The following is a 20784-nucleotide window of genomic DNA, read 5'->3' as shown; positions in this document are numbered from 1 at the left end:
TTCCGGTATGCCCGCTCCCCGTCCCGCCGGCGGCGCCGGGGCGCCGACCAGGAGGATTCACCGCCGCACAACCGGGGACGAACCGGTGCCGAACCCCGTGCTCCTAGCTTCCTGGCGGTCGGCGCAGTGCCGCCGTCCGTCGTCCCGATCGCCCGTCGTATGGAGGACCATCATGGCCGAGAACGTCGAGCCCAACGAGACCCCCGAGCAGGACGCCCCCGAGGTGGAGGCCCACTCCGACGCCATCATCGGCTGGTGCGGTGTGCACCAGGAGGTGGCCGAGGAGCCCGAGGTCGTAGCCCACGTCGAGTCGCCCATCGGCTGGTGCGGTGTGCACCAGGAGGTGGCCGAGGAGCCCGAGGTGATCGCCCACTCCGAGGAGGGCGAGGACACCCCGTGGTGCGGCGTCCACCAGGAGCAGAACCTCTGATCCGGTCCTCAGGCCGGTCCTCCTCGGCCGCGGCGGCCTCGTCGCCGCGGCCGGGGGCCCGTCCCGGCCACCCCGCTCCCGCCCCCGCCCCGACCCGGAGGTCGCCGTGTCCGGTACGCAGTCCCTCGCCGTCCCCTCCGCCGGGGCCCGTCTGATCCGCGCCGACAGGGGGTGGTGGTTCCTCGGCGCCGGCGGGTACGCGCTGATGCGCCCCGCGCAGGTGGAGCCCGACGGCACCCTGCGGCCCTCGGCCGAACGCTATCTGCGCGACGCCGGTCTGTACGACCTGAAGCCCTACAGCTCGTATTCCCTGACCGTGCTGACCAGCACCGACTGCAACCTCGGCTGCGGCTACTGCTTCCAGAACACCTCGCAGGACCCCAAGGGGGGCAGCAGGCCGCCGCGCATCCGCCACGCCCGTCTGACGCCCGAGGCCGTCGGGCAGGTCCTGGACTTCACCCGGACGCGCATGGAGGCGGCGGGGCTCGACCGGCTGTCGCTGCTGCTGTTCGGCGGGGAGCCGCTGCTCAACCCGCGCGGCTGCCGTGACCTGCTCACCCGGGCAGGTGAACTGGGCCCGCTCACCGCGTCGATGACGTCCAACGGCACGCTGCTCACCCCGCTGATCGCGAAGGAGCTGAACGCGGCGGGACTCGGCTCCGTCCAGGTGACCTTCGACGGCGACCGCGCCGACCACGACTCGATCCGGGTCAAGCGCTCCGGGGGCGGCACCTTCGACGTCATCGTCTCCAACATCGCGCGCGCCATCGAGCGCACCTCCCTGCGCTGGATGCTGCGGGTCAACGTCTCGCACCTGAACCGGCACGGCGTCGACGAGCTGGTCGAACGCCTCGGTTCACGCCTCGACCCGGCCCGTTGCGGCATCCACTTCGCCCGTGTCGGCGACGTCGGCGTCGGCTACGCCAACAACCTGCTCCACGAGGACGGCCTGGTCGAGGACTTCGTCCGCTGGCACGCCCGCGCGCTGGAGCTCGGCTTCACGGTGTCCCGGCCGCGCGCCCATGTCCCCTGCCAGGCCTGCTCCTTCGCCGACGGACGGTACGGGGCGGTCATCAACGCCGATGGTGTGCTGGCCAGTTGCTGGGAGACCGCGGGGAAGCCCGGCATGGAGGTCGGCACCGTCTCCGACGGCTATCTGAGCGCGGAGCAGACGAAGGGCCGCTGGGTCAGCTGCCACGACCACTACCGCTACGACGAGGAGGCGGCGGTCCGCGCCGTCTTCCAGGACCGGGTGGACGCAGGGGTGCTGGACTGCCTGCACGGTGCCGGACGGCTGGGGTGAATGCAGTATGAAGAGCGCGGGCATTCTGCGCACCAATGCCGACTTCCGCCGCTACTGGCTCAGTTCGACGCTCTCCACCCTCGGCTCCCAGCTGTCGCTGCTGGCCTTCCCGCTGCTCGTGCTGTCCATCGGCGGCAGCGCGGCCCAGGCGGGGACGGTCGCGACCTGCTCGATGGTGACGCGGACGCTGCTGAGGCTGCCCGCGGGCCATCTCGCCGACCGGCTCGACCGGCGGATGATCATGGTGGGCACCGACGTGGTGCGTCTGGTGGCGCTGGCCAGCATCCCGCTGGCGTCGGGGCTGGGAGGGCTCGGGCAGGCGCAGCTGCTCGGCGTGGCCGTGGTGGAGGGGGCGGCCACCGCGATGTTCTCGCCCGCGGCCACGATCGCGGTGCGCGACGTGGTGCCGGAGAAGGATCTCACCGACGCGCTGAGCCGCAGCCAGACGGCGATGGCGTCGAGTTCGCTGATCGGCCCGTTCCTGGGCGGCTGGCTGTTCACCCTGGACCCGATCCTGCCGTTCGCCGTCGATGCCGCCTCCTACGGGGTGTCGGCCGTGCTGCTGCTGCGGATCGGGATCAGGCCGACCGAACGGGTCGCGGACAGCGAGCGCGACAACCGGCTGACGGCCGGGCTGCGCTGGCTGACGCACCAGCGGGCGCTGCTGGCCGCCCTGATCTTCGCCGCGGGCATCAACATCGTCTCGGCGGCGGCGCAGGTGACGATGGTCGTCTCGCTGCGCCAGAGCGGCGCGGGCGGGACGGCGATCGGCGCGGTGATGGCCTGCGCCGGCATCGGGGGGCTGCTGGGCGCGGCTGCCGCGCCCTGGCTGATCAAGCGGAACCCGGCGGGGCGGCTCTTCCTGCTCATCGGCATGGTCTGGGCGCTGGGCCTGGCCATCTTCTCCCGGACGACGCTTCCCTGGGCGATCGGCCCGGTCCTGATCGTGGTCGTTTTCTTCAGCCCGCCCGCGGGCATCGTGGTGGGCCGCGCGGTGCTGGTGCTCGCGCCCCGCGATCTGCTGGGCCGGGTCAGCACCGCGACCGGTCTGATGATGGCCGGGCTGGCCTCCGCCGGGCCGATCGTGGCGGGCTCGTTCGTGGACTCCGTCGGGGCGAGCCGCACCTGGCTGGTGCTGGCGGGCACCGCGGCGGTGGTCACCCTGCTCTCCTCGGTGCCGCTGCTGCGCGAGACCAGTCTGGACGCCACCGAGGACGACCGCGGCGGTGCGCCGAAGGACGCGGACGCGCCGCTGCCCGCGCCGGCCGGTGAGGACGACGCCGGGGCCGCCGGACTGGTCCCGGCGCCTCCCGGGCCGCGTCCCGGCAGCGGTGGCTCCTGACCGCACCCGCCTCCCGCCGTGTCCGATGCGACCGTTCTCCCTGGAGGGCCGCGATGACCGTGTCACCGCCCCGCGACGCCGGGCCGGTCTACCCGGCCGCTCCCCGCACCGGTCCGGTCGAGGTCCTCCACGGCCGGCCGGTGGCCGATCCGTACCGGTGGCTGGAGGACACGGACGACCCCGCCACCGCGGTCTGGAGCGCCGCACAGGACCGGCTCTACGCCGGGGAGCAGGCCCGCTGGCCCGGCCGGGAGGCGTTGCGCGGCCGGATGGCGGCGCTGCTCTCCGGGGGCGGCGCCTCGCCCCCGGTGGTGCGTGGCGGGCGGGAGTTCCATCTGCGCAGGGACCCCGGGCGGGAGTTCGCGGTGCTCGCCGTCCGCGAGGGCGGCCGGACCAGGGTGCTGCTCGACCCGCTGGACGCCGACCCGTCCGGTTCGACGGTGCTGGACGCCTGGGAGCCGTCGTGGGAGGGCGGTTCGGTGGCCGTGCAGCTGTCGTCGGGCGGTACGGAGCAGTCGGTGCTGAGGGTGCTCGACGCGGTGACCGGGGCGGTGCTGGACGGGCCCGTGGACCGGGTCCGCCGCTCCCCCGTGGCCTGGCTGCCGGGCGGCCGGGCCTTCTACTACGTACGCCGGCTGCCGCCGGAGCGGACGGGGGGACGTCACCGCCGGGTGTATCTGCACCGGGTCGGCACCCCGGCGGACCTGGATACCGAGATCTTCGGCGCCGGGCGGTCCGAGACCCAGTACTACACCGTGGCCACCTCGCCCGACGGCCTGCTCCTGGTCGTCGGGGCCAGCGAGGGCACCGCGCCCCGCACCGATCTGTGGACGGCCGACCTGAGCGCGGCCGGCCCGGACCGGCCGGTCCTGCGCCCCTTCCAGCAGGGGACCGACGCCCGCACCTCGGTCCGCGTCCGTTCCGGCGGCGGGCCGCTGCTGCTCAGGACGACGGCGGACGCGCCGCGCGGCAGGATCGCCGAGGCCCGCCCCGACGCCACGGGACCCGGCCGGTGGCGCACCCTGGTCGGCGAGGAACCGGGCACGGTGCTCGGGGACGTCGCGGTCCTGGACGGGCCGGCGCTCGAGCGGCCGCTGCTGGTGGTCGTACGGACCCGGCACGCGGTCGGTGAGATGACCCTGCACGATGCCCGAACCGGCGCACGGACGGGGTCCGTTCCGCTGCCGGGGCAGGGCACGATCACCTGCCTGACGGCACGTCAGGACGGGGGTCACGAGGTGTGGTTCGCGTACACCGACCACATCACCCCCGCCTCCGTCCTGCACTACGACGCGGTGACCGGCCGACTCGGTCCGTGGGCGGGCGGTCCGCCCGCCGCGCCGCCGGCCGAGGGGGTGCGGGTCAGTCAGGAGGTCGTCCGTTCCGGTGACGGCACCGAGGTGCGCATGTTCGTGATGTCCCCCGCCGGCTTTCCCGATCGGCCCCGCCCCGCCGTCCTCACCGGATACGGCGGTTTCGGCGCCTCGATGACGCCCGGCTTCACCCCGCAGGCGGTGCCCTGGGTGCGGGCGGGCGGGGTGTACGCGGTGGCCTGTGTGCGCGGGGGCGGCGAGGAGGGCGAGGAGTGGCACCGGGCCGGGCGCCGCGAGCACAAGCACCGCACCTTCGAGGACTTCGACGCCGCCGCCGGCCACCTGCTCGCCCGGGGCTGGGCCGCGCCGGGCCGGCTCGGGGTGCTCGGCAGCTCCAACGGCGGCCTGCTGGCGGGCGCCGCACTGACGCGCAGGCCGGAGCTGTACGGGGCGGTGGTGTGCGCGGCGCCGCTGCTGGACATGGTGCGCTACGAGCTGTCGGGGATGGGTGCGAGCTGGCGCGAGGAGTACGGGAGCGCCCAGGACCCCGCCGACTTCGCGCGGCTGCTGGCGTACTCCCCGTACCACCGGGTGCGCGAGGGCGTGCGCTACCCGGCCGTGCTGCTGGCCGTGTTCGACGGCGACAGCCGCGTCGACCCGGCGCACGCGCGGAAGATGTGCGCCGCGCTCCAGTGGGCCGGTTCGGGGGACGGGCCGGTGGTGCTGCGCACCGAGCGCGGTGTGGGGCACGGCACGCGCGGCGTCTCGCGCAGCGCCGGCCTGTACGCGGACGTCATGGCCTTCCTCGCCCACCATCTTGGCCTCGACCTGACGAAGGACGCCTCCGGATGAACGTACTGCTGTGCCCGCTGAGCGATCCCGGCTACCTCTACCCGGCCCTCGCGGCCGGCCGCGAGCTGAGCCGCCGCGGCCACACCGTCCAGGTCCTCGGCGGACCGGACGCCGCGCCCGCCGTCACCGCCGCGGGACTCGGGCCTGCGGCCGTCGCCGGACGCGCCGCGCTGTCGGTGACCCACTGGACGGTCCGGGGCCCCGAGCAGTACGCCGCCGTGGCCGGGGCGGTCCGCGCGCTGCGCCCCGATGTGCTGGTCACCTCGGTGCTCAACCACGGCGCGCTGGTGGCCGCCGAGGCGGCCGGACTGCCGGTGGTGGTTCTGGGGCTCGCGGCGCACCTGTGGCCCTACCGCACCGGCCCGGACGACGGCTGCGGCCGTGCCTGGCGGCTGGCCCGGACGCTGGAGCACTACACGGCGCTCCGGGAGGGCGCCGGGCTCGCCCCGCGCCGCGACCGGTTCCCGGACACCCCGCTCCTGGGCACCGCCTTCCTGCTGCGCGGCCACCCCGTCATGGAGGTCCCCGGCGCCGAACTGCCCCCGGCCGTACGCCATGTCGGCCCCTGCTGGTGGGAGCCGGCGCCCCCGGTGCCGGAGCCGTTGCCGGCCGGCGGGCCTGTCGCGTACGTGCATCTGGGCCGCACCTTCGGCGGCAGCAGTCTCTGGCCGCGTCTGAACGCCGCGTTCGCCTCCGGAACGTACCGGGCCGTCGTCGAGCTGGGCCGGTCCGGTGCCCCCGAGGCCGCCCCGGACGCCCGGCTGGCCATCGGGCGCCGGGCGTGGATGGGGCCGCTCGTGGAGCGGGCGGACCTCGTCCTGACCAATGCCACGTCCGCCCCCGTGCTCGCGGCGCTCCTGTACGGCAAGCCGCTGCTCGTCGCCCCGAACGGGTCGGAGCAGCAGGTCCTCGCCGCCGCCTGTCTGCGCGCCGGGGTCGCCCGCAGGCTGCCGGAGGCCGGGGCGGACGCGGCCGCACTGCGCGGCGCCGTCGAGGACACGGGCCGCGATCCGGGGCTGTGCGCGCGGGTGCGGGAGGTCGGCGGTCTGCTGGCCGACGGCAAGAGCGAGGCGCGTGCCGCCGACGCCGTGGAGTCGGCGGCACGCTGACGCCCCCGGCTCAGCCCCCGTGCGGGGCCTGCGGCGGAAGGCCGTCGAGCAGGACGTCGCGCAGGGCGGTCACCAGTTCCAGGCTCCGCGTCCGGACCGCCGTGGGTGTCTCCTCCTCGCGCCGCTGGGTGACGACGGCGAGGGCCGCCGCCGCCTGTCGGGCGAAGAGGGCGAGCAGGTCGAGTTCGGAGAGGCTGGAGCGGGACTGCTCGACCGGATCGAGGACTTCGAGCACGCCGAGCACCCGGTCGTGGTGGGCGAGCGGCGCGGCCATCAGCGCGTCCGGGACGTAGCCGGTCGACCGGGCGACATCGCGGGCGAACATGTCCTGCCGCTTCAGGTCGTCCGCGACCATCGGCTCGCCGGAGACGAGCACCCAGCCCGCGAGCCCCCGGCCGGCCGGGAACCGGGAGCCCACGAGGGCCTCCTCGCCCTCCCCGGCCACCGCCTGGAAGACCAGTTCGTCGGCGTCCCGGTCGTGCAGCAGGACGGAGCTGGCCGCGGCGCCGAAGATGGCGCGCGCGGTCTCGACGACGGACTGCAGCAGATCGCGTTCGGCGCTGCCCGCCCGTGTCGCGGGGCCCGCGCCGGTGGCGGGGACGAGGCCGTGGGACTGGCTCATGATTCACCTCGGGTTCCTGGATCGCCGATGCGTACGTTCGCGGCGGAGAGGTACAGCGCGTGCTTGATCTGGAACGGGGTCAGCTTGGGGCGGCTGCCGAGCAGCCGCGCGCACAGCCCGCTGATGAACGGGGTGGCGAAGCTGTTGCCCGTGGTGCGGATGGTCTTGCCGCCCGTCCAGGCCACCTGCACGTTCTGGCCGGGCGCGAAGAACTCGACGGGCGGTGCGGGGTTGTAGAGGAAGAGCCCGGGGTCGTCCTCGCGGTGCGTGCCGACCGAGATCACCGAGGAGAACCGCCAGGGGAAGCTCTCCACGGGCGTGTTGTGGGCCGATGCCACCAGCGTGGTGCCGGTGAAGAACGCCTGGTCGGCCAGGGAGCGCAGGGTCTCCAGGAACTGCGGGCGGGTCGTGGACAGGCTCAGGTTGACCACGTCGAAGCCCTGGTCGACGGCCCAGCGCAACCCGGTGAGCAGGGCGTCGCCGGTGCCGGTGAGGCCCTGGCCGAGCACGCGCACGCTGTACAGGGAGCATTCCGGGGCCACCCGCCGCACGATCCCGGCGCACGCCGTGCCGTGCCCGCATCCGTCGCCGGCTCCGTCGGGCAGCGGGCCGCTGTCGATGACCCGCGGGGTCCCGTCCGCGCCGGCGCTCACCTCGTACGAGCCGTCGACCGGGCCGACCCCGGGGTGCCCGCACTCCACCCCGGTGTCGACGACGCAGACGCGAACGCCTGCCCCGTCCGACCACTGCGAGGGGTCGGCCGAGAGGGCCGGCACCGTGTCGGCGAGCATCGCGAGGTCGTCGGGCGTGCGGTCGCGCAGGCTCCAGGTGAGCCCTTCCGCCGTCTTGGTGGTCATAGGGTCCTGCCTTCCCGCCCGGCCGGGTCGGTGTCCCGGGCCGCGGCCGCGCTGTCGTCGGCGAACGCGGCCGCGCGGTCCGCGCCGAGCCGGTGTCCCTTGGCGGCGAAGTGCCGCAGCGCCGTACGCGCCTCCCGGGCCGCCTCGCCGGGCAGCGCCAGGGTGCGCAGGGTGTGCGCGAGGTCGAGGGCGGCCGTGCCGCGCACGACCGGTGAGTCGGTGTCACCCGCGGCGGCGGTCGCCCGCAGCGCGCAGGTGCGGGCGGCGGCCGGTTCCCCGGCGAGTGCGAGGGCGCGGGCCCGCAGCCCGAAGGCGTCGGCGGACTCCGCCGGGGGCAGCCCGGCCTCCAGCGGGTCGGGCAGGGCCAGCGCCTGGGCCGGCTCGCCGCGCTCCAGCAGCAGGCGGGCCCGTTCGCGGGCGATGCCGGGCAGCGCACCCGTGGCGCCGAGTTCCCGTCCGGCGCGGGCCGCCTCGTCGAGCAGGGCGAGTCTGCGCTCGGGGGTGCCCGTCAGCGCCTCGACCTCGGCGGCGAACAGCGGGACGAACAACGCGCTCTCCGCGTAGCCGAGGCCGTGGGCGAGCCCCGCCGCCTCGGCCAGCAAGGTCCGGGCCTGGCCGGGGCGGCCGTGGAGGGCCAGGAGCACGGCCAGCGGGCAGGCCAGGGTGGCGCGCACCGTCGGCCGCCCGGCGCCATGGGCGGCGAGGAGCTGTTCGCAGCGCTCGACGGCGCGGGCGACCGGGGTCGGGCCCCGCCACAGGGAGATCCCGAACGCGCCTAGTGCGAGGGCCCGTTCGGGTTCGGCGTCGGCGCGGTCCGCGTGGTCGAGTGCGCGGCTGAGCAGCGCCTCGGCCTGGGCGTGCCGGCCGCGCCGCTGGCGGTCCTGGGCCATGCGCACGCAGGCGCGGGCGATGCCCTGGTCGTCGCCGGCCGCCGTGAACGGGCCGAGCGCGGCCTCGGCGACGTCGGCGGCCGAGCCGTGCCGGGGGTCGAGCGCGGTCAGCGCGAGCCGGGCGTGGGCGGCGCCCAGCGCGTCACCGGCCCGCTCGGCGGTGTCGAGCGCCCCGGCGAGGAGTTCCCGGCCGCGCACCGCGTCGCCGCGGGCCGCCTTCGTCTCGCCGAGGCGGCGGGCGGCCTCGGCGGCGACGGGCTCGCCGGGGGCGGCCAGGTCGAGGGCCTGGGTCAGGAGGTCGTCGGCCCAGGCCAGGTCGGAGCGGGCCAGGGCGGCCGCGCCGGCCCGGGTGAGCAGTCCCGCGGCGCGGGCCCGCAGTACGTCGGTGTCCTCGTCGTGCGCGCCGAGTTCGGTCAGGAGCCGGTGGGCGCGCGCCAGGTGGGTGCCAGCGGCGGCGTCCCCCGCCTCCCGCCCGGTCAGGACCCGGGCGGCGTGCTCGTGGCGCCGGGCGCGCACCTTCTTGGCCATCCCCCGGTACGCGGTCTCCTGGACGAGGGCGCTGCCGAACCGGAGCACGGCGCTCGCGGCCCGGCTGCGGTCGCCGGTCTCGATGAGCCGCCGCCGCAGCAGTCCGCGCAGCAGGCCGGTGGCGGAGTCGGCGGTTCGTGCTTCCTCGGCGGCGGCCAGCCCGGTCAGGTCGGCGCGGCGAAACTCGCGGCCCAGGACGGCGGCGAGTTGCAGCAGGGTCCGCTCCTCGGGCGGCAGCGCGTCGATGCGGGCGCCGAGCAGGGCGTGCACGGTGAGCGGCAGGTCGTCGCACTCGGCGGCCACGGCCGTCAGGTGTTCCAGGTAGAGCGGGTTGCCCTCGGCGCGGTCCAGCGCGCTCTCCAGCACGCCCTGGCGGTGGGCGGCGACCTCGACGAGTTCGCCGGCCAGGGCCGCGGCCTCCTGGCGCGTGAGCGGGGTGAGCATGAGGGAGGCGGAGCGCATCCGGCCGCTGCCCCACCCCGGATGGGTCTCCAGGAGTTCGGGGCGTGCGGCGCACACCAGGGCGACGGCGGAGCGGTCGAGTTCGTCCAGCAGCCGGTCCGCGAGGTCGAGCAGCGGCGCGGACGCCCAGTGGCAGTCGTCCAGGACGAGCACCACGGGCCGTTCCCGCGAGAGGGCGTCCAGCAGGCAGGCCAGGGCCATGAGCGTGTCGTCGGTGGAGGGGCTGGGGGTGCCGTCCGCGAGCAGTCCGCCGCGCAGGAGGCGCAGCGCCTGGTCCGCCTCGGTCCGCTCCCGGGCCGGCAGCCGGGCGAGACCGGCGTCCTCCCCGACGGCCAGGAGCACCTGGCGCACCGCTTCGGCGAGCGGTGCGAGGGTCCCGGTCTCGCCGTACGGGCGGCATCTGCCTTCCCCGTACGCCGGGCGGTCCCGCAGCCATTCGCGCAGCAGCCGGGTCTTGCCGAGGCCCGCCTCGCCGTAGACGGTGACCAGGTGCGAGCGGGGGTCCGTGGCCAGTTTGCGGAGCAGCAGCCGGAGTTCGGCGAGTTCCTGTTCGCGGCCGATGAAGGGGGTGTCGAAGCGCCGGACCCGTTCCGGGTCGTCCTCGTGGAGTGCGACCAGGCGGTGGGCGGGTACGGGGGCCACGACGCCCTTGAGGACGAGCGCCCCGGCCGGTTCGGTGACCGCCGAGGGTCCGGCGGCGCGGAGGGTGGCGGGGCCGATGAGGATCTCGCCCGTGCCGGCGTGCTGTTCGAGGCGGGCGGCGATGTTGACGACTTCGCCGGAGACCAGGGCCTGCCGGGCCGTCGGGTCGGCGTTCACCACGACCTCGCCGGTGTTCACGCCGATGCGGACGGCGAGCCGTACTCCGTGCCCGCGGTCCAGGTCGGCGTTGAGCCCGTCGAGGCCGGTGACCATGGAGCGGGCGGCGGCCAGGGCCCGGTGGGCGTCGTCCTCGTGGCGGGCGGGGACACCGAAGACCGCCATCACGGCGTCGCCGATGAACTTCTCCACCGTGCCACCGTGTTCCTCGATACGGGTCCGCATCAGCGCGAAGTACCGCAGGGTCACCGTGCGCAGCGTCTCCGGGTCGAGCCGTCCGGACAGGGCCGTGGAGCCGACGAGGTCGCAGAAGACGACGGTGACCACCCGGCGTTCCTCGGCCGCGCCGGAACCTGCCGCCGGGACGCAGGCGGTCCCGCACCGGGGGCAGAAGGCCGCGCCGTCCGGTGGCGGTTCGGGGCAGTCGGGGCACTTCGTCCGTGTGGCGGTGGTCATCAGAACAGCGCTCCGCCGGCGATCTCGCTGTGCGCCTGTACCTCCGGCTCGGCCGCGTCCAGCCGCTCCTTGAGGCCCAGCAGCAGGGACAGTTCCTCCGCGCTGAGTTCCCGGAGCACGTCCCGCTGCTCGGGCGAGAGGCTGTGCAGCGGGAACCCGGCGTCCTCCAGTGCGCGCAGGCGGTCGCGGTCGTCCGCAGGGTCAGTCATGGGTGCTCCCCGATGTGTGTGGTCCCGTGGCGATGCGGTCGAACAGCTCGGCGAGTGCGGTGACGGTGTGCAGCGCGCTGACGGCGATCAGGGAGCGCTGTTGCGGGCTCAACGGCAGCCGGCCGACGAGCCGGTCCAGGTCCGCGCTGTGCCCGTCGTCGAGGTCGGCGTGCAGGCGAACGGTCTCGAAGGCGGCGGGCGACAGCCCGGTCTCCCTCGCGAGCCGGGCGGCCAGGCCGGGGGCCGGTGCGTTGCCCTCCAGTACGGCGATGTAGCCGAGCAGGGCCACCGGGTGGCTGTGCTCGATCCAGTAGTACTGGGCCCCGACGAGGGAGGCGACCCGGGCGGGCGGGACGGCGGCGGTCAGCTCGCCGGGCGGCGCCCCGCAGACGGCTGCGTCCGTGAGCAGCCAGTCGTCGTGGCCGCGTTCCTCCTCGGCGTGCGCCCGCAGGTACCGGGCGAGCGGCGGTGCCACCGGGTCGTGCGGCAGCGCCTCGCAGTGCCCGGCGGCCCGTTCCATGAGGGGGACGGAGGCGCGGATCACCTGGTGCATGGTGTGCAGGTAGTGGCGGTAGCGGGCGGGGAGCCCGGGGCCGGAGCGCCACATGCGGGCGGCGGCCGACCGCAACACCGGCTGGACGAGGGAGAGTTCCAGCCGCAGCAGCGCGGCGGCCGGCGAGGTGGCGCCGGTGCTTCTCACGCGGGTGCCTCCTCGCCGTCCCGGCCGCCGAGCAGCACGAGCGGCGCGTACCGACCGGTGCCGTACCGGCGCAGCAGCGTCTCGGCCCCCGCGTCGCGCTGGAGCCGGGCGCCGAGCACGTCCATCGCGCCGGCGGCGGGGCTGGACCCGGCGGCCCGCGCCGCCCCCAGCGCCCCGGGCCGCCGCGCCAGGGTCCGGCAGTCCGCGCAGGAGCCGGCGCCGGCGGTCCGCAGGGTGCGCAGCACGGGCGACTCCTGGCAGCGGCGCCGTATGTCCGTCCAGTCGTCGACGGCGATGTGCCCGAGCCGCAGGTGCGGCGGCGCGGGGCGGGCGTCCACCACGCGCTGGTTGCAGCAGGCGGTGACGGTCCCGTCGAAGGCCACGGTCGGCCAGGCCGCCATGGCGCACGGGGCGGGGCGCTGCCCGGCTCCGCCCGGGGGGCGCGCGGCCGCCCAGTGCGCGGCGCGTCCGGCCGGGCGTACGTGATTGACGAGGACGGCCGCGCGGTCCCGGAACTCGGCCCGGATGGCGGCGGTGACGTCCGCGAGATAGGGGTCGTCGGGTGAAAGGCCCACGACATGGAAACTCGCGTCGATTCCTTTTTCCATGATGTGGTGCACCGCGCGGAATACCGCCGCGCGCGGCACCTCGCGTTCGTGGAATACGTCGATGCTGGCGGAGAAATGGTCGATGTGGCGCAGCGCGCGCATGATGCGGGCCGGTATCCGTCCGTCGGCCGCGAAGAACATGCCGCTCAGGACGGCCGTCCGGGTCCCGGCCCGCGCGGCGAGTCCGGCGAGGCCGTCCACGAGCCGGGGCCGCAGCAGGGGTTCACCGCCCGTGAGCATGAGGACCTGCGGGCGGTCGCCGGGGGTGAAGCCGCCGACGAACCGGCGCAGCGCGTCGGCGGGGGTGTCCTCGCCCCGGAGGCCGGACGAGGTGGAGCAGTGGGCGCAGCTCAGCGGGCAGCGTCTGGTGAGGGTGGCGAGCAGCCCGGCGGCGGGCACCGGACGCAGTTCGATGATCTCCGCCAGTCGCATCGCGTCACCTCCTCGGTCACCTGGGCATGCGGCGCCAGCGTGCGCGGCGCCGGTTCGGCAGTGGTTGGGGTCGGGTTCGGAGCCGGTACGGGAGCGGGGCCGTCCGCCCGCGCGGCCGGTCGGCCGTTTCACCCCGCTATGAGGCTTGTCCACCCTTCGTCCCGGCGGGTCTGTTGCTGCATGCACCTTGAGCCATCCTCAAGCCCATGGCCGCGCCCCCGGCTTGTGACCATGCTGTGAAGAACGGCGGGAATTCCATCGCATTCCCGCCGAATTCACGGCTCCTCGCGGATTCGCTCACCCCCCCGACCGCTCCCCGGAGGCTTTCGTGCACGCCATTGTTCTCTGCTCCCCGAACTCCGACGACACCGGCTGGGGAAGGGGTTGAGGGAAATATGACGGATACCTTTGCGGAAACCCGCCCCGGGGAGGCGGAGTCCGGGGCGGCGGGAGAACGCGCCGGCGCGCGTCTGCGGATCGACCTGCTCGGCCCGCTGCGCGCCACCCGAGACGGGCTCGTGCTGCCGCTCGGCCCGCTGAAGCAGCGTCTGGTCCTGGCGGTCCTGCTGACCCGGCCGAACGCGCCGGTCTCCCTGGAGGAACTGACCGACGCCGTCTGGCCGGACGACCCGCCGCGCACGGCCCGCAAGAACCTCCAGGTGTACGTGTCGACGCTGCGGCGGGTCCTGGACCCCGGCGATCTGGGCCGGCTGCACCACGGTCCCGGCGGGTACGTCCTGCATCTGGGCGCCGACGAGTGCGACAGCCTGCGCTTCGAGGAACTGGCCCGCCGCGGTGACGCCGAGGTGCGTGCGGGCGCCCCGAGCCGCGCCGCCCGGTTCTACCGCCAGGCACTCGACCTGTGGCGGCATGAGCCCTTCAGTGATCTCGCGGGCCGCGCCGATGTGCTGCGCGCCGCCGTCGAACGCCGCCATGTGCGCCGGCTCGCGGTGTACGAGGCGTGGGCGGAGGCGCAGTTGGAGACGGGTGACGCGGCCGCGGTCGCCGACACCGTGGACGAGATGGTCGCCCGCCACCCGCTGCGGGAGCGGCTGCGCGCCGCCCAGATCACCGCGCTGCACCGGGTCGGCCGCCGCACGGAGGCGCTGGCCGCGTACGACGACTGCCGGCAGCAGCTCTCCCGCGAGCTGGGGCTGGAGCCCGGCACGGCGGTGCGGGGCGCCTACCGCGCCGTGCTCGCGGACGCCGCCCCGCCCCGGCCGAGCGGCGCTGCCACCGGGCCCCGGCTGCTGCCGCCCGGCCTCGCCGACTTCACCGGGCGGGCGCGTGAGGCGGAGGCGGTCGCCGCGCGGCTGGGCGGCGAGGGCGGTCCGCCGGTACTGCTCACCGGACCGGCCGGTGTCGGCAAGACGGCTCTGGCGGTGCACGTGGCGCACCGCCTGGCCGCCCACTACCCGGACGGCGTGGTCGCCACCCGGCTCTGCGCCGAGGACGGTTCCATACGCCCGTGGGCCTCGGTGCTGGCGGAGCTGGCCCGCGCCCTGGGCTGTACGGAACGCCTGCCAGCCGGCCGGGAGGAGGCCGCGACCGCCTGGCGGTCCTGGCTGTCCGGGCGGCGGATCCTGCTGGTCCTGGACGACGCTCCGGACGCCGCCGCCCTCGGCCCGCTGCTGCCGCCCTCGGGTACCACCGCCGCGCTGGTCACCTCCCGGAGCCGGCTGCCCGGCCTGGAGGCCGCGCACCGGACCGAACTCCCGCCGCTCTCCCCCGACGAGGCCCTGGGCCTGCTCGGCGGGATCATCGGCCGGACCCGGGCGGCCGCCGAACCGGCCGCCGCCGCGCGTATCGTCGCCGCCACCGGGCTGCTCCCGTTCGCCCTGCGCGCGGCCGGCAACCGCCTCTGCGTGCTGCGCCACATGCCGCTCGGCCAGTACGCGGACCGGCTGGAGCACCCGGCGGAGGCCCTGGACGAGCTGGCGTCCGGCGGCGTCGGGGTCCGCACCAGGCTCGCGGGCACCTGGGCCCGGCTACCCCTGCCCGCCCGCGACACCCTCGACGCCCTGGCGGCGCTGCCGGGCCCCGCCTTCTCCCTCCCCACCGCGGCCCGCGCCCTGGGCGTGGAGGGCCGGGCCGCGCAACGGGCCCTGGAGAACCTGATCGATGTCGGCGTCCTGCCCCCGCCGCTCTGCCCCGAGGTGACCGCGCACACCGAGGCGGCCGAGGAGTGCGTGCGGTACGAACTCCCCTGGCTGACCCTGCTGTTCGCCCGGGAGCAGGCGAGCGCGAGGGACACGCGGTGCTAGGGCCTGTCCGGAAAGTCCCGCCTGCTCGGCGACGCCTGGCACGCACGCTCGCCGCGTTGTCGGGATCACCCCGATACATCCAGTATCGGGGCGACCCTCCGCCTTGCGATCGCACGCACCGGACGACGCCGAGCCCGCGCTACGGGCGGACGGCGCTACTTTCCGGACACGCCCTAGGGCCTGTCCGGCGGATCTTCGCGGGACAGACCCTGGGCCGTGTCCGGAAGATCCAGGGGCGGGACCCCTCCGGCGCGGCGCCGGGGGCGCCGCCGGGGCGCTCAGGCGGTTCCCGGGGCCGTGGCGGCCGGGCCGGAGGACTGCACGCGGGCGAGATATCCCGCCTGGAAGCGGCTGGCCGCGCCCAGTTGCTCCATGATCTCGGCTATGTGCTTGCGGCAGGTGCGCAGCGACATCCCCAGCCGCCGGGCCACCATCTCGTCCTTCATGCCCTCGGCCAGCAGGCGCACGATGGCCTGCTTCACCTCGTCGCGCGCCGAACTCTCCGTCCACGCCGGCTGGTAGGGCTCCGCGAGCGACCAGGCGTGGTCGAAGGTCGTGCACAGGTACGCCACCGTGGACGGGTCGTGGATGACGATGGCCGCGTCCAGGTCGTCCTGGTGCGGGATGAACACCGTCTCCCCGTCGAAGGCGACCATCCTGCCGAACAGTTCGCTCAGCGTCCGGATCTCGGCCCCCTCGGCGGTCATCCGCCGCGCGTACTCCTGGGTGGGCAAGTGGTAGCGGGCCGTGTGCTGGTACAGCGTGCGCATCCGCACCCCTCTGCGCAGCATGTCCCGGTCCCGGACGAAGGCCTGCTCCAGGAGAGCCGGGGAGCGGCCCCCGCCGGGGTGGCAGGTGCGCACTTCGCGCCGGCATCGCATGGTCGCCTCGGTGATCATACCGACGACGGTCTTCAGGTCCGTGACCTCCGTCAGAGCCGGCCGCCCCTGCCATCTTCGCCGGCCCTCCGTGTAGAGCGGGGTCAGGAGCGCCAGCTCGCCGCGGAGCTGGTCGATCTCGGCGAGCTGCCGGCGCAGCCCCGCCTCCTTCGGTGCGATGAGCGCGGCGATGGCCGCGTCCGGGGCCACCGGCACCAGCCGGTCGGGGTCCTCGGGCACATGCCTCAGCAGCAGGAGGTCGGTCAGGGTCCGCACCGCCGATGCCGCGCAGTTCTCCGGCAGGCCCAGCATCGCGCCCACGGTGCGAACGTCGCACGAGCCCTGGTCGCTCACCCAGCGGAACACCCGGACGGCGTCCTCGGACAGCTGTGCCTCCGGCGCCGTCCCCGCGGTCTGCTCGCGCGGGCCCGTCGACCGGCCGTCGCCCTCACTGATGCCGCCCACCCGACCCCCTCGTCAACTTCCGATGGCTCCGCCCGGCCCGTACATATGTCTATTGTTCAGATGCGCGGTGGATATTCCCAGACCCCCTGGAAGGAAACACCGTGAAACGGACCAAAGGGGCACTCGCCCTGCTCCTCGGCCGCGTGGCCCTCCTTCTCGGCGGCCGGGCCCGTCGCTGGCGGCCCCCGCCCGGCGGCGACGGCAGTACGGCCCGCGACATCCTCAACCAGCCCCCGCGCCCGCTGCGCGGCGACGACGGCCCTCCGGCGGTGCGCACCCCGCGCTGGTGAACGGCCGGCGGGCCGCTGCCCGCTTCGGCTCGGCCCGCCAGGTCCGGCGCGCGCAGCATCTCGGGCGGAATGCCCCGGGCGTCGACCAGGTCGACGGCGAGGGGCCGGACCTTGCGGCAGAGGTCGTTCACCGCGCGGCTGATCGCCTTGGAGCGCTGGACGGTCAGGCGGCCGTGTTCCATGAACCACGCACGGTCCGCCTCGATCGTGGACGGGGCGAACAGGTCGCACAGCAGGCCCAGCCGTCCTGTTGCCGCCCTCGGGAAGGCCGCGCACCTTGTCGGTGAACGCCTCCAGCACCAGCCGCTCGACGTGCGCGCGGGCGAGTGCGATCACGTGGCCCTGCACCTGGGAGAAGACGGCGCCCGGGTCGCGCCGGTCGTCGATGCCGCGCTCGAGCCGGCGGGCGACACCGGCGAGCATGTGCTCCTCGCGGAAGCGGACAATCCCGAGCTGGTACTCCGGGTCGAGCAGGCCCTTCGCCACCAAACGGAGCAGGACGTGGTTGTCCCCCTCGAAGGTGGTGAAGGTGTCGCTGTCGGCCTTGAGGGCGGCGAACCGGTTGACGCTGAGGCAGCCGGCCCCGCCGCACGCCTCGCGGCACTCCTGGACGACCCGGGTGGCGTGCCAGGTGGCGAGCGCCTTGGTGCCGGCGGCCCGTGACTCCAGCAGGCGCCGGCACCTGTCTGCAATGGAGGACCCACGCCCGCGCGGTGTAGGTCCTTCATTGCGTGGTGAGGTGATCGTTTAGAGGCCCCAGGCGCGTGGCGCGATGTCGTGCCCCTTGCCGCCAATGGGCACGGCACCCCGCCCGTCAGATGTCCCGGAAGATCTCGATCTGCGCTCCCACCGAGTTCAGCCGCTCCGCCAGTTCCTCGTAGCCGCGGTTGATGACGTACACGTTGCGCAGGACCGAGGTGCCCTCGGCCGCCATCATGGCGAGGAGGACGACGACGGCCGGGCGGAGAGCCGGGGGGCACATCATTTCGGCGGCGCGCCAGCGGGTGGGGCCCTCGACGAGGACGCGGTGGGGGTCGAGGAGTTGGAGGCGGCCGCCGAGGCGGTTGAGGTCGGTGAGGTAGATGGCGCGGTTGTCGTAGACCCAGTCGTGGATGAGGGTCTGGCCGTGCGCCGAGGCGGCGATGGCCGCGAAGAAGGGGACGTTGTCGATGTTGAGGCCGGGGAACGGCATCGGGTGGATCTTGTCGATCGGCGCCTCCAGCTTGGAGGGGCGGACCGTCAGATCGACCAGGCGGGTGCGGCCGTTGTCCGCCGCGTACTCGGCGGAGCGGTCGCAGTCGACGCCCATCTCCTCCAGGACGGCGAGCTCGATCTCCAGGAACTCGATCGGGACCCGGCGGATCGTCAGTTCGGACTCGGTGACCACGGCGGCGGCCACCAGGCTCATCGCCTCGACCGGGTCCTCGGAGGGGGAGTAGTCGACGTCCACGTCGATGGTCGGGACGCCGTGCACGGTGAGGGTCGTGGTGCCGACGCCGTCCACCCGTACGCCCAGCGCCTCCAGGAAGAAGCAGAGGTCCTGGACCATGTAGTTGGAGGAGGCGTTGCGGATGACCGTGGTGCCGTCGTGGCGGGCGGCCGCCAGCAGGGCGTTCTCGGTCACGGTGTCGCCGCGCTCGGTCAGGACGATGGGGCGGCCGGGCGTGACGGAACGGTCGACCTGCGCGTGGTAGATGCCCTCCGTCGCGGCGATGTCCAGGCCGAAGCGGCGCAGCGCGATCATGTGCGGCTCGATCGTCCGCGTACCGAGGTCGCAGCCTCCGGCGTACGGCAGCTTGAAGCGGTCCATGCGGTGCAGCAGCGGGCCGAGGAACATGATGATCGACCGGGTCCGCCGTGCGGCGTCCGCGTCGATCGCGTCCATGTCGAGGCGGGCCGGCGGGACGATCTCCAGGTCGGTGCCGTCGTTGATCCAGCGGGCGCGCACGCCGATGGAGTTGAGGACTTCGAGGAGCCGGTAGACCTCCTCGATGCGCGCCACGCGGCGCAGCACCGTACGGCCCTTGTTGAGCAGCGACGCGCAGAGCAGGGCGACGCAGGCGTTCTTGCTCGTCTTCACGTCGATGGACCCGGAGAGGCGGCGACCGCCGACCACCCTCAGGTGCATCGGGCCCGCGTAGCCGAGCGACACGATCTCACTGTCGAGTGCTTCACCGATGCGCGCGATCATCTCAAGGCTGATGTTCTGATTGCCGCGCTCGATGCGGTTCACGGCGCTCTGGCTGGTGCCCAGCGCCTCGGCCAGCTGGCTCTGTGTCCAGCCCCGGTGCTGACGGGCGTCACGGATGAGCTTGCCGATGCGTACGAGGTAGTCGTCTGACATGCCGGAAGGCTATCTCACATATGAGATGAACCCTGTGCCGGGGTGTGGTGTTCGGGTGACGGGTGGGTGAACGCGCCTGCCGTGGGCGGGGAGGGATGCGGGAGGCGGGCGGAGGTTTCCGTGGCCAGGGTCCCCCCGGTGCGCGGGTTCGGCACGCGGGGCGCGGCCGTCGGGGTGAGGGCCGTACTGCGGGGTGTTCGTCCCCGCTGTGGGCGGTGATCGTCCGCCCACCGCTCCCGATAGGGTTCTCTCTGATCAACGGGCGTTCGTGCAGGCGGAGTTACGGCTGGGGCGGCGGCCGGACAACGGAGGAGAGGAGCGCCAGTCATGCGTGGAGGCCGGATCGCCGTGGTCGGCGGCAGCATCGGCGGGTGTGCGGCTGCCCTGGCCGCGTCGCGCGGCGGGGCCGAGCGGATCACCGTCCTGGAACGGGCCGACGACCGGCTCCGGGACAGGGGCGTGGGCATCGCCCTGCACAGCGACCGGTTCGAGGAGCTGAGGGACGCCGGATACGTCGCCCCGGAGATGCCCTGGGCCCCGCTGACCCGGCGGGTGTGGAGCGCGCGCGACGGCGGCGCGGAGCACGGACGCGTCATCGGGGAGCAGCCGTTTCCCTTCCGCGCCTACAGCTGGGGCTCCCTGTGGAGCGAACTGCGCCGACGGGTCCCGGAAGGGGTTTCCTACCGGTCCGGCGCGGTCGTCACCGGGGTCGAACCGGACGCCGACGGCGTCACGCTCCGGCTCGACGGCGGCGAGCGGGAGCGCTTCGACATCGTGATCGGCGCCGACGGATACCGCTCCGTCGTCCGCGAGGCCATGTTCCCCGGCGCCGACGCGACATACGCCGGGTACATCGGCTGGCGCGGAACCTCGTCCGACGTCGCGGGCCTCCCCTCGGACGGACATGACGCGCACAACATCGTCTTCCCCGGCGGGCACTGCATGATCTACCGCATCCCGGACGGCGCCGGCGGGCACCGCCTCAACTGGGTCCTGTACACCACCCCGCCGCAGGCCGAAGGGCTCCACCCTGACCTGCGGACCCCGACCTCGCTGCCGCCGGGCCGGCTCAACTCGGAACTCACGGAGTACCTGCGCGCCCTCGTCGCCGACCACTTCCCGCCCTACTGGGCGGCCCGGGTCCTCCGGACCCCCGCCGAGACCACCTTCATCCAGCCCATCTACGACCTGGAGGTCCCGCACTACGCCTCCGGCCGGATGGTCCTCGTCGGTGACGCCGCCAGCGTCGCCCGGCCGCACATCGGCGGCGGCAGCGTGAAGGCCCTCCAGGACGCCCACGCCCTGGAGAACGCCTGGACGGCCGGGGGCAGCTGGAAGGAGGTCATGGACACGTACGACGCGAGTCGTGGCGCCATCGGGGCGGCCATGGTCGCCCTGGCCCGCAGGATGGGCGCCGCGCAGGTCGAGCACACCCCCGACTGGTCCGCCATGGGCCAGCCGGAGTTCGACGCCTGGTGGCAGGACCAGAACAACGGCTCCGACCGGCGCAGCGGATTCGGCGGGCACAGCATCAAGGCCGGGTAGCCGGTAGCCGGGTAGCGGGGGAGCCCGATAGTCGGGCAGCCGCGTCGCCGCGCCGCCGCGTAATCG

At 74.7% G+C, this 20784-nt stretch carries 16 protein-coding genes and 1 pseudogene; 8 read left to right on the top strand and 9 right to left on the bottom strand.

Features of this window, described 5'->3' with window-relative positions:
• The first annotated feature begins 172 nt into the window (after positions 1-172).
• The 5 genes from ACFVDM_RS21505 to ACFVDM_RS21485 all read left to right on the top strand — a co-directional run bounded on the left by ACFVDM_RS21505 (position 173) and on the right by ACFVDM_RS21485 (position 6349).
• Positions 173-430: a hypothetical protein gene (locus tag ACFVDM_RS21505; RefSeq protein WP_383642171.1), complete on the top strand. Its 258-nt coding sequence runs from the start codon at positions 173-175 to the stop codon at positions 428-430.
• A 106-nt stretch (positions 431-536) separates the two neighbouring features.
• The gene (locus ACFVDM_RS21500; protein WP_383642168.1) at positions 537-1733 is read left to right on the top strand and encodes a radical SAM protein; all 1197 of its coding nucleotides are present in this window, start codon (positions 537-539) and stop codon (positions 1731-1733) included.
• A 7-nt stretch (positions 1734-1740) separates the two neighbouring features.
• A complete protein-coding gene (locus ACFVDM_RS21495; RefSeq protein ID WP_383642165.1) occupies positions 1741-3075 on the top strand; it encodes an MFS transporter in 1335 nt (444 codons plus the stop codon).
• A 53-nt stretch (positions 3076-3128) separates the two neighbouring features.
• Positions 3129-5240, top strand: coding sequence for a prolyl oligopeptidase family protein (locus ACFVDM_RS21490; RefSeq protein WP_383642162.1), 2112 nt, complete (start codon positions 3129-3131; stop codon positions 5238-5240).
• Positions 5237-6349 carry a glycosyltransferase gene (locus ACFVDM_RS21485; RefSeq protein ID WP_383642159.1) on the top strand — a complete coding sequence of 371 codons (1113 nt, stop codon included), beginning with the start codon at positions 5237-5239 and terminating at the stop codon, positions 6347-6349. The genes ACFVDM_RS21490 and ACFVDM_RS21485 overlap by 4 nt, the downstream gene beginning before the upstream one ends.
• 10 nt (positions 6350-6359) lie before the next feature.
• Here the strand turns inward: ACFVDM_RS21485 and ACFVDM_RS21480 are convergent, their stop codons facing one another.
• From ACFVDM_RS21480 to ACFVDM_RS21455, 6 genes are read right to left on the bottom strand one after another with little or no spacing between them, the layout of a single operon-like run.
• A complete protein-coding gene (locus ACFVDM_RS21480) occupies positions 6360-6971 on the bottom strand; it encodes a GAF domain-containing protein (protein WP_383642155.1) in 612 nt (203 codons plus the stop codon).
• Complete coding sequence (locus ACFVDM_RS21475) at positions 6968-7828, bottom strand: S8 family serine peptidase (protein ID WP_383642152.1); 861 nt, start codon at positions 7826-7828, stop codon at positions 6968-6970. Before ACFVDM_RS21475 ends, ACFVDM_RS21480 begins: the two co-directional genes overlap by 4 nt.
• Positions 7825-10983 carry an AAA family ATPase gene (locus tag ACFVDM_RS21470; protein ID WP_383642149.1) on the bottom strand — a complete coding sequence of 1053 codons (3159 nt, stop codon included), beginning with the start codon at positions 10981-10983 and terminating at the stop codon, positions 7825-7827. Before ACFVDM_RS21470 ends, ACFVDM_RS21475 begins: the two co-directional genes overlap by 4 nt.
• Positions 10983-11192 carry an aroma-sacti cluster domain-containing protein gene (locus tag ACFVDM_RS21465; RefSeq protein ID WP_383642146.1) on the bottom strand — a complete coding sequence of 70 codons (210 nt, stop codon included), beginning with the start codon at positions 11190-11192 and terminating at the stop codon, positions 10983-10985. Before ACFVDM_RS21465 ends, ACFVDM_RS21470 begins: the two co-directional genes overlap by 1 nt.
• Complete coding sequence (locus tag ACFVDM_RS21460; protein WP_383642143.1) at positions 11185-11892, bottom strand: iron-containing redox enzyme family protein; 708 nt, start codon at positions 11890-11892, stop codon at positions 11185-11187. The genes ACFVDM_RS21465 and ACFVDM_RS21460 overlap by 8 nt, the downstream gene beginning before the upstream one ends.
• Entirely contained in the window at positions 11889-12932 is a 1044-nt protein-coding gene (locus tag ACFVDM_RS21455) for a radical SAM/SPASM domain-containing protein (RefSeq protein WP_383642140.1), read from the bottom strand. The genes ACFVDM_RS21460 and ACFVDM_RS21455 overlap by 4 nt, the downstream gene beginning before the upstream one ends.
• A 395-nt stretch (positions 12933-13327) precedes the next feature.
• On the opposite strand from ACFVDM_RS21455, the gene ACFVDM_RS21450 reads away from it, so the two are divergent.
• Positions 13328-15196, top strand: a complete 1869-nt coding sequence (locus tag ACFVDM_RS21450) for a BTAD domain-containing putative transcriptional regulator (RefSeq protein ID WP_383642137.1) — start codon at positions 13328-13330, stop codon at positions 15194-15196.
• Between the two features lie 278 nt (positions 15197-15474).
• Here the strand turns inward: ACFVDM_RS21450 and ACFVDM_RS21445 are convergent, their stop codons facing one another.
• Positions 15475-16539 carry a LuxR C-terminal-related transcriptional regulator gene (locus ACFVDM_RS21445; protein WP_383642134.1) on the bottom strand — a complete coding sequence of 355 codons (1065 nt, stop codon included), beginning with the start codon at positions 16537-16539 and terminating at the stop codon, positions 15475-15477.
• 101 nt (positions 16540-16640) lie between these two features.
• Here ACFVDM_RS21445 and ACFVDM_RS21440 point away from each other — a divergent pair, with 101 nt between their 5' ends.
• Positions 16641-16829, top strand: a complete 189-nt coding sequence (locus ACFVDM_RS21440; RefSeq protein ID WP_383642131.1) for a hypothetical protein — start codon at positions 16641-16643, stop codon at positions 16827-16829.
• Between the two features lie 32 nt (positions 16830-16861).
• Here the strand turns inward: ACFVDM_RS21440 and ACFVDM_RS21435 are convergent.
• Together ACFVDM_RS21435 and ACFVDM_RS21430 are read right to left on the bottom strand one after the other, a co-directional pair.
• Positions 16862-17513 (bottom strand): annotated as a pseudogene (locus ACFVDM_RS21435) (acyl-CoA dehydrogenase); the annotation flags it as partial.
• Positions 17514-17643: 130 nt separating this feature from the next.
• Complete coding sequence (locus tag ACFVDM_RS21430; RefSeq protein ID WP_383642128.1) at positions 17644-19173, bottom strand: helix-turn-helix domain-containing protein; 1530 nt, start codon at positions 19171-19173, stop codon at positions 17644-17646.
• Positions 19174-19500: 327 nt separating this feature from the next.
• Between ACFVDM_RS21430 and ACFVDM_RS21425 the strand changes: the two genes are divergently transcribed.
• Positions 19501-20718 (top strand): FAD-dependent monooxygenase, encoded by a 1218-nt coding sequence (locus ACFVDM_RS21425; RefSeq protein WP_383642125.1) that lies wholly within the window; start codon positions 19501-19503, stop codon positions 20716-20718.
• The last annotated feature ends 66 nt before the right edge of the window (positions 20719-20784 follow it).

This window comes from Streptomyces sp. NPDC057682, assembly GCF_042799575.1.
Lineage (GTDB): Bacteria > Actinomycetota > Actinomycetes > Streptomycetales > Streptomycetaceae > Streptomyces.
This window is presented reverse-complemented; position numbering and strand designations above follow the sequence as displayed.

Coding starts and splice junctions, on each gene's coding strand:
- ACFVDM_RS21505 (WP_383642171.1), top strand. CDS start 173: ATGGCCGAGAACGTCGAGCCCAACGAGACCCCCGAGCAGGACGCCCCC.
- ACFVDM_RS21495 (WP_383642165.1), top strand. CDS start 1,741: ATGAAGAGCGCGGGCATTCTGCGCACCAATGCCGACTTCCGCCGCTAC.
- ACFVDM_RS21490 (WP_383642162.1), top strand. CDS start 3,129: ATGACCGTGTCACCGCCCCGCGACGCCGGGCCGGTCTACCCGGCCGCT.
- ACFVDM_RS21485 (WP_383642159.1), top strand. CDS start 5,237: ATGAACGTACTGCTGTGCCCGCTGAGCGATCCCGGCTACCTCTACCCG.
- ACFVDM_RS21480 (WP_383642155.1), bottom strand. CDS start 6,971: ATGAGCCAGTCCCACGGCCTCGTCCCCGCCACCGGCGCGGGCCCCGCG.
- ACFVDM_RS21475 (WP_383642152.1), bottom strand. CDS start 7,828: ATGACCACCAAGACGGCGGAAGGGCTCACCTGGAGCCTGCGCGACCGC.
- ACFVDM_RS21470 (WP_383642149.1), bottom strand. CDS start 10,983: ATGACCACCGCCACACGGACGAAGTGCCCCGACTGCCCCGAACCGCCA.
- ACFVDM_RS21465 (WP_383642146.1), bottom strand. CDS start 11,192: ATGACTGACCCTGCGGACGACCGCGACCGCCTGCGCGCACTGGAGGAC.
- ACFVDM_RS21455 (WP_383642140.1), bottom strand. CDS start 12,932: ATGCGACTGGCGGAGATCATCGAACTGCGTCCGGTGCCCGCCGCCGGG.
- ACFVDM_RS21450 (WP_383642137.1), top strand. CDS start 13,328: ATGACGGATACCTTTGCGGAAACCCGCCCCGGGGAGGCGGAGTCCGGG.
- ACFVDM_RS21430 (WP_383642128.1), bottom strand. CDS start 19,173: ATGTCAGACGACTACCTCGTACGCATCGGCAAGCTCATCCGTGACGCC.
- ACFVDM_RS21425 (WP_383642125.1), top strand. CDS start 19,501: ATGCGTGGAGGCCGGATCGCCGTGGTCGGCGGCAGCATCGGCGGGTGT.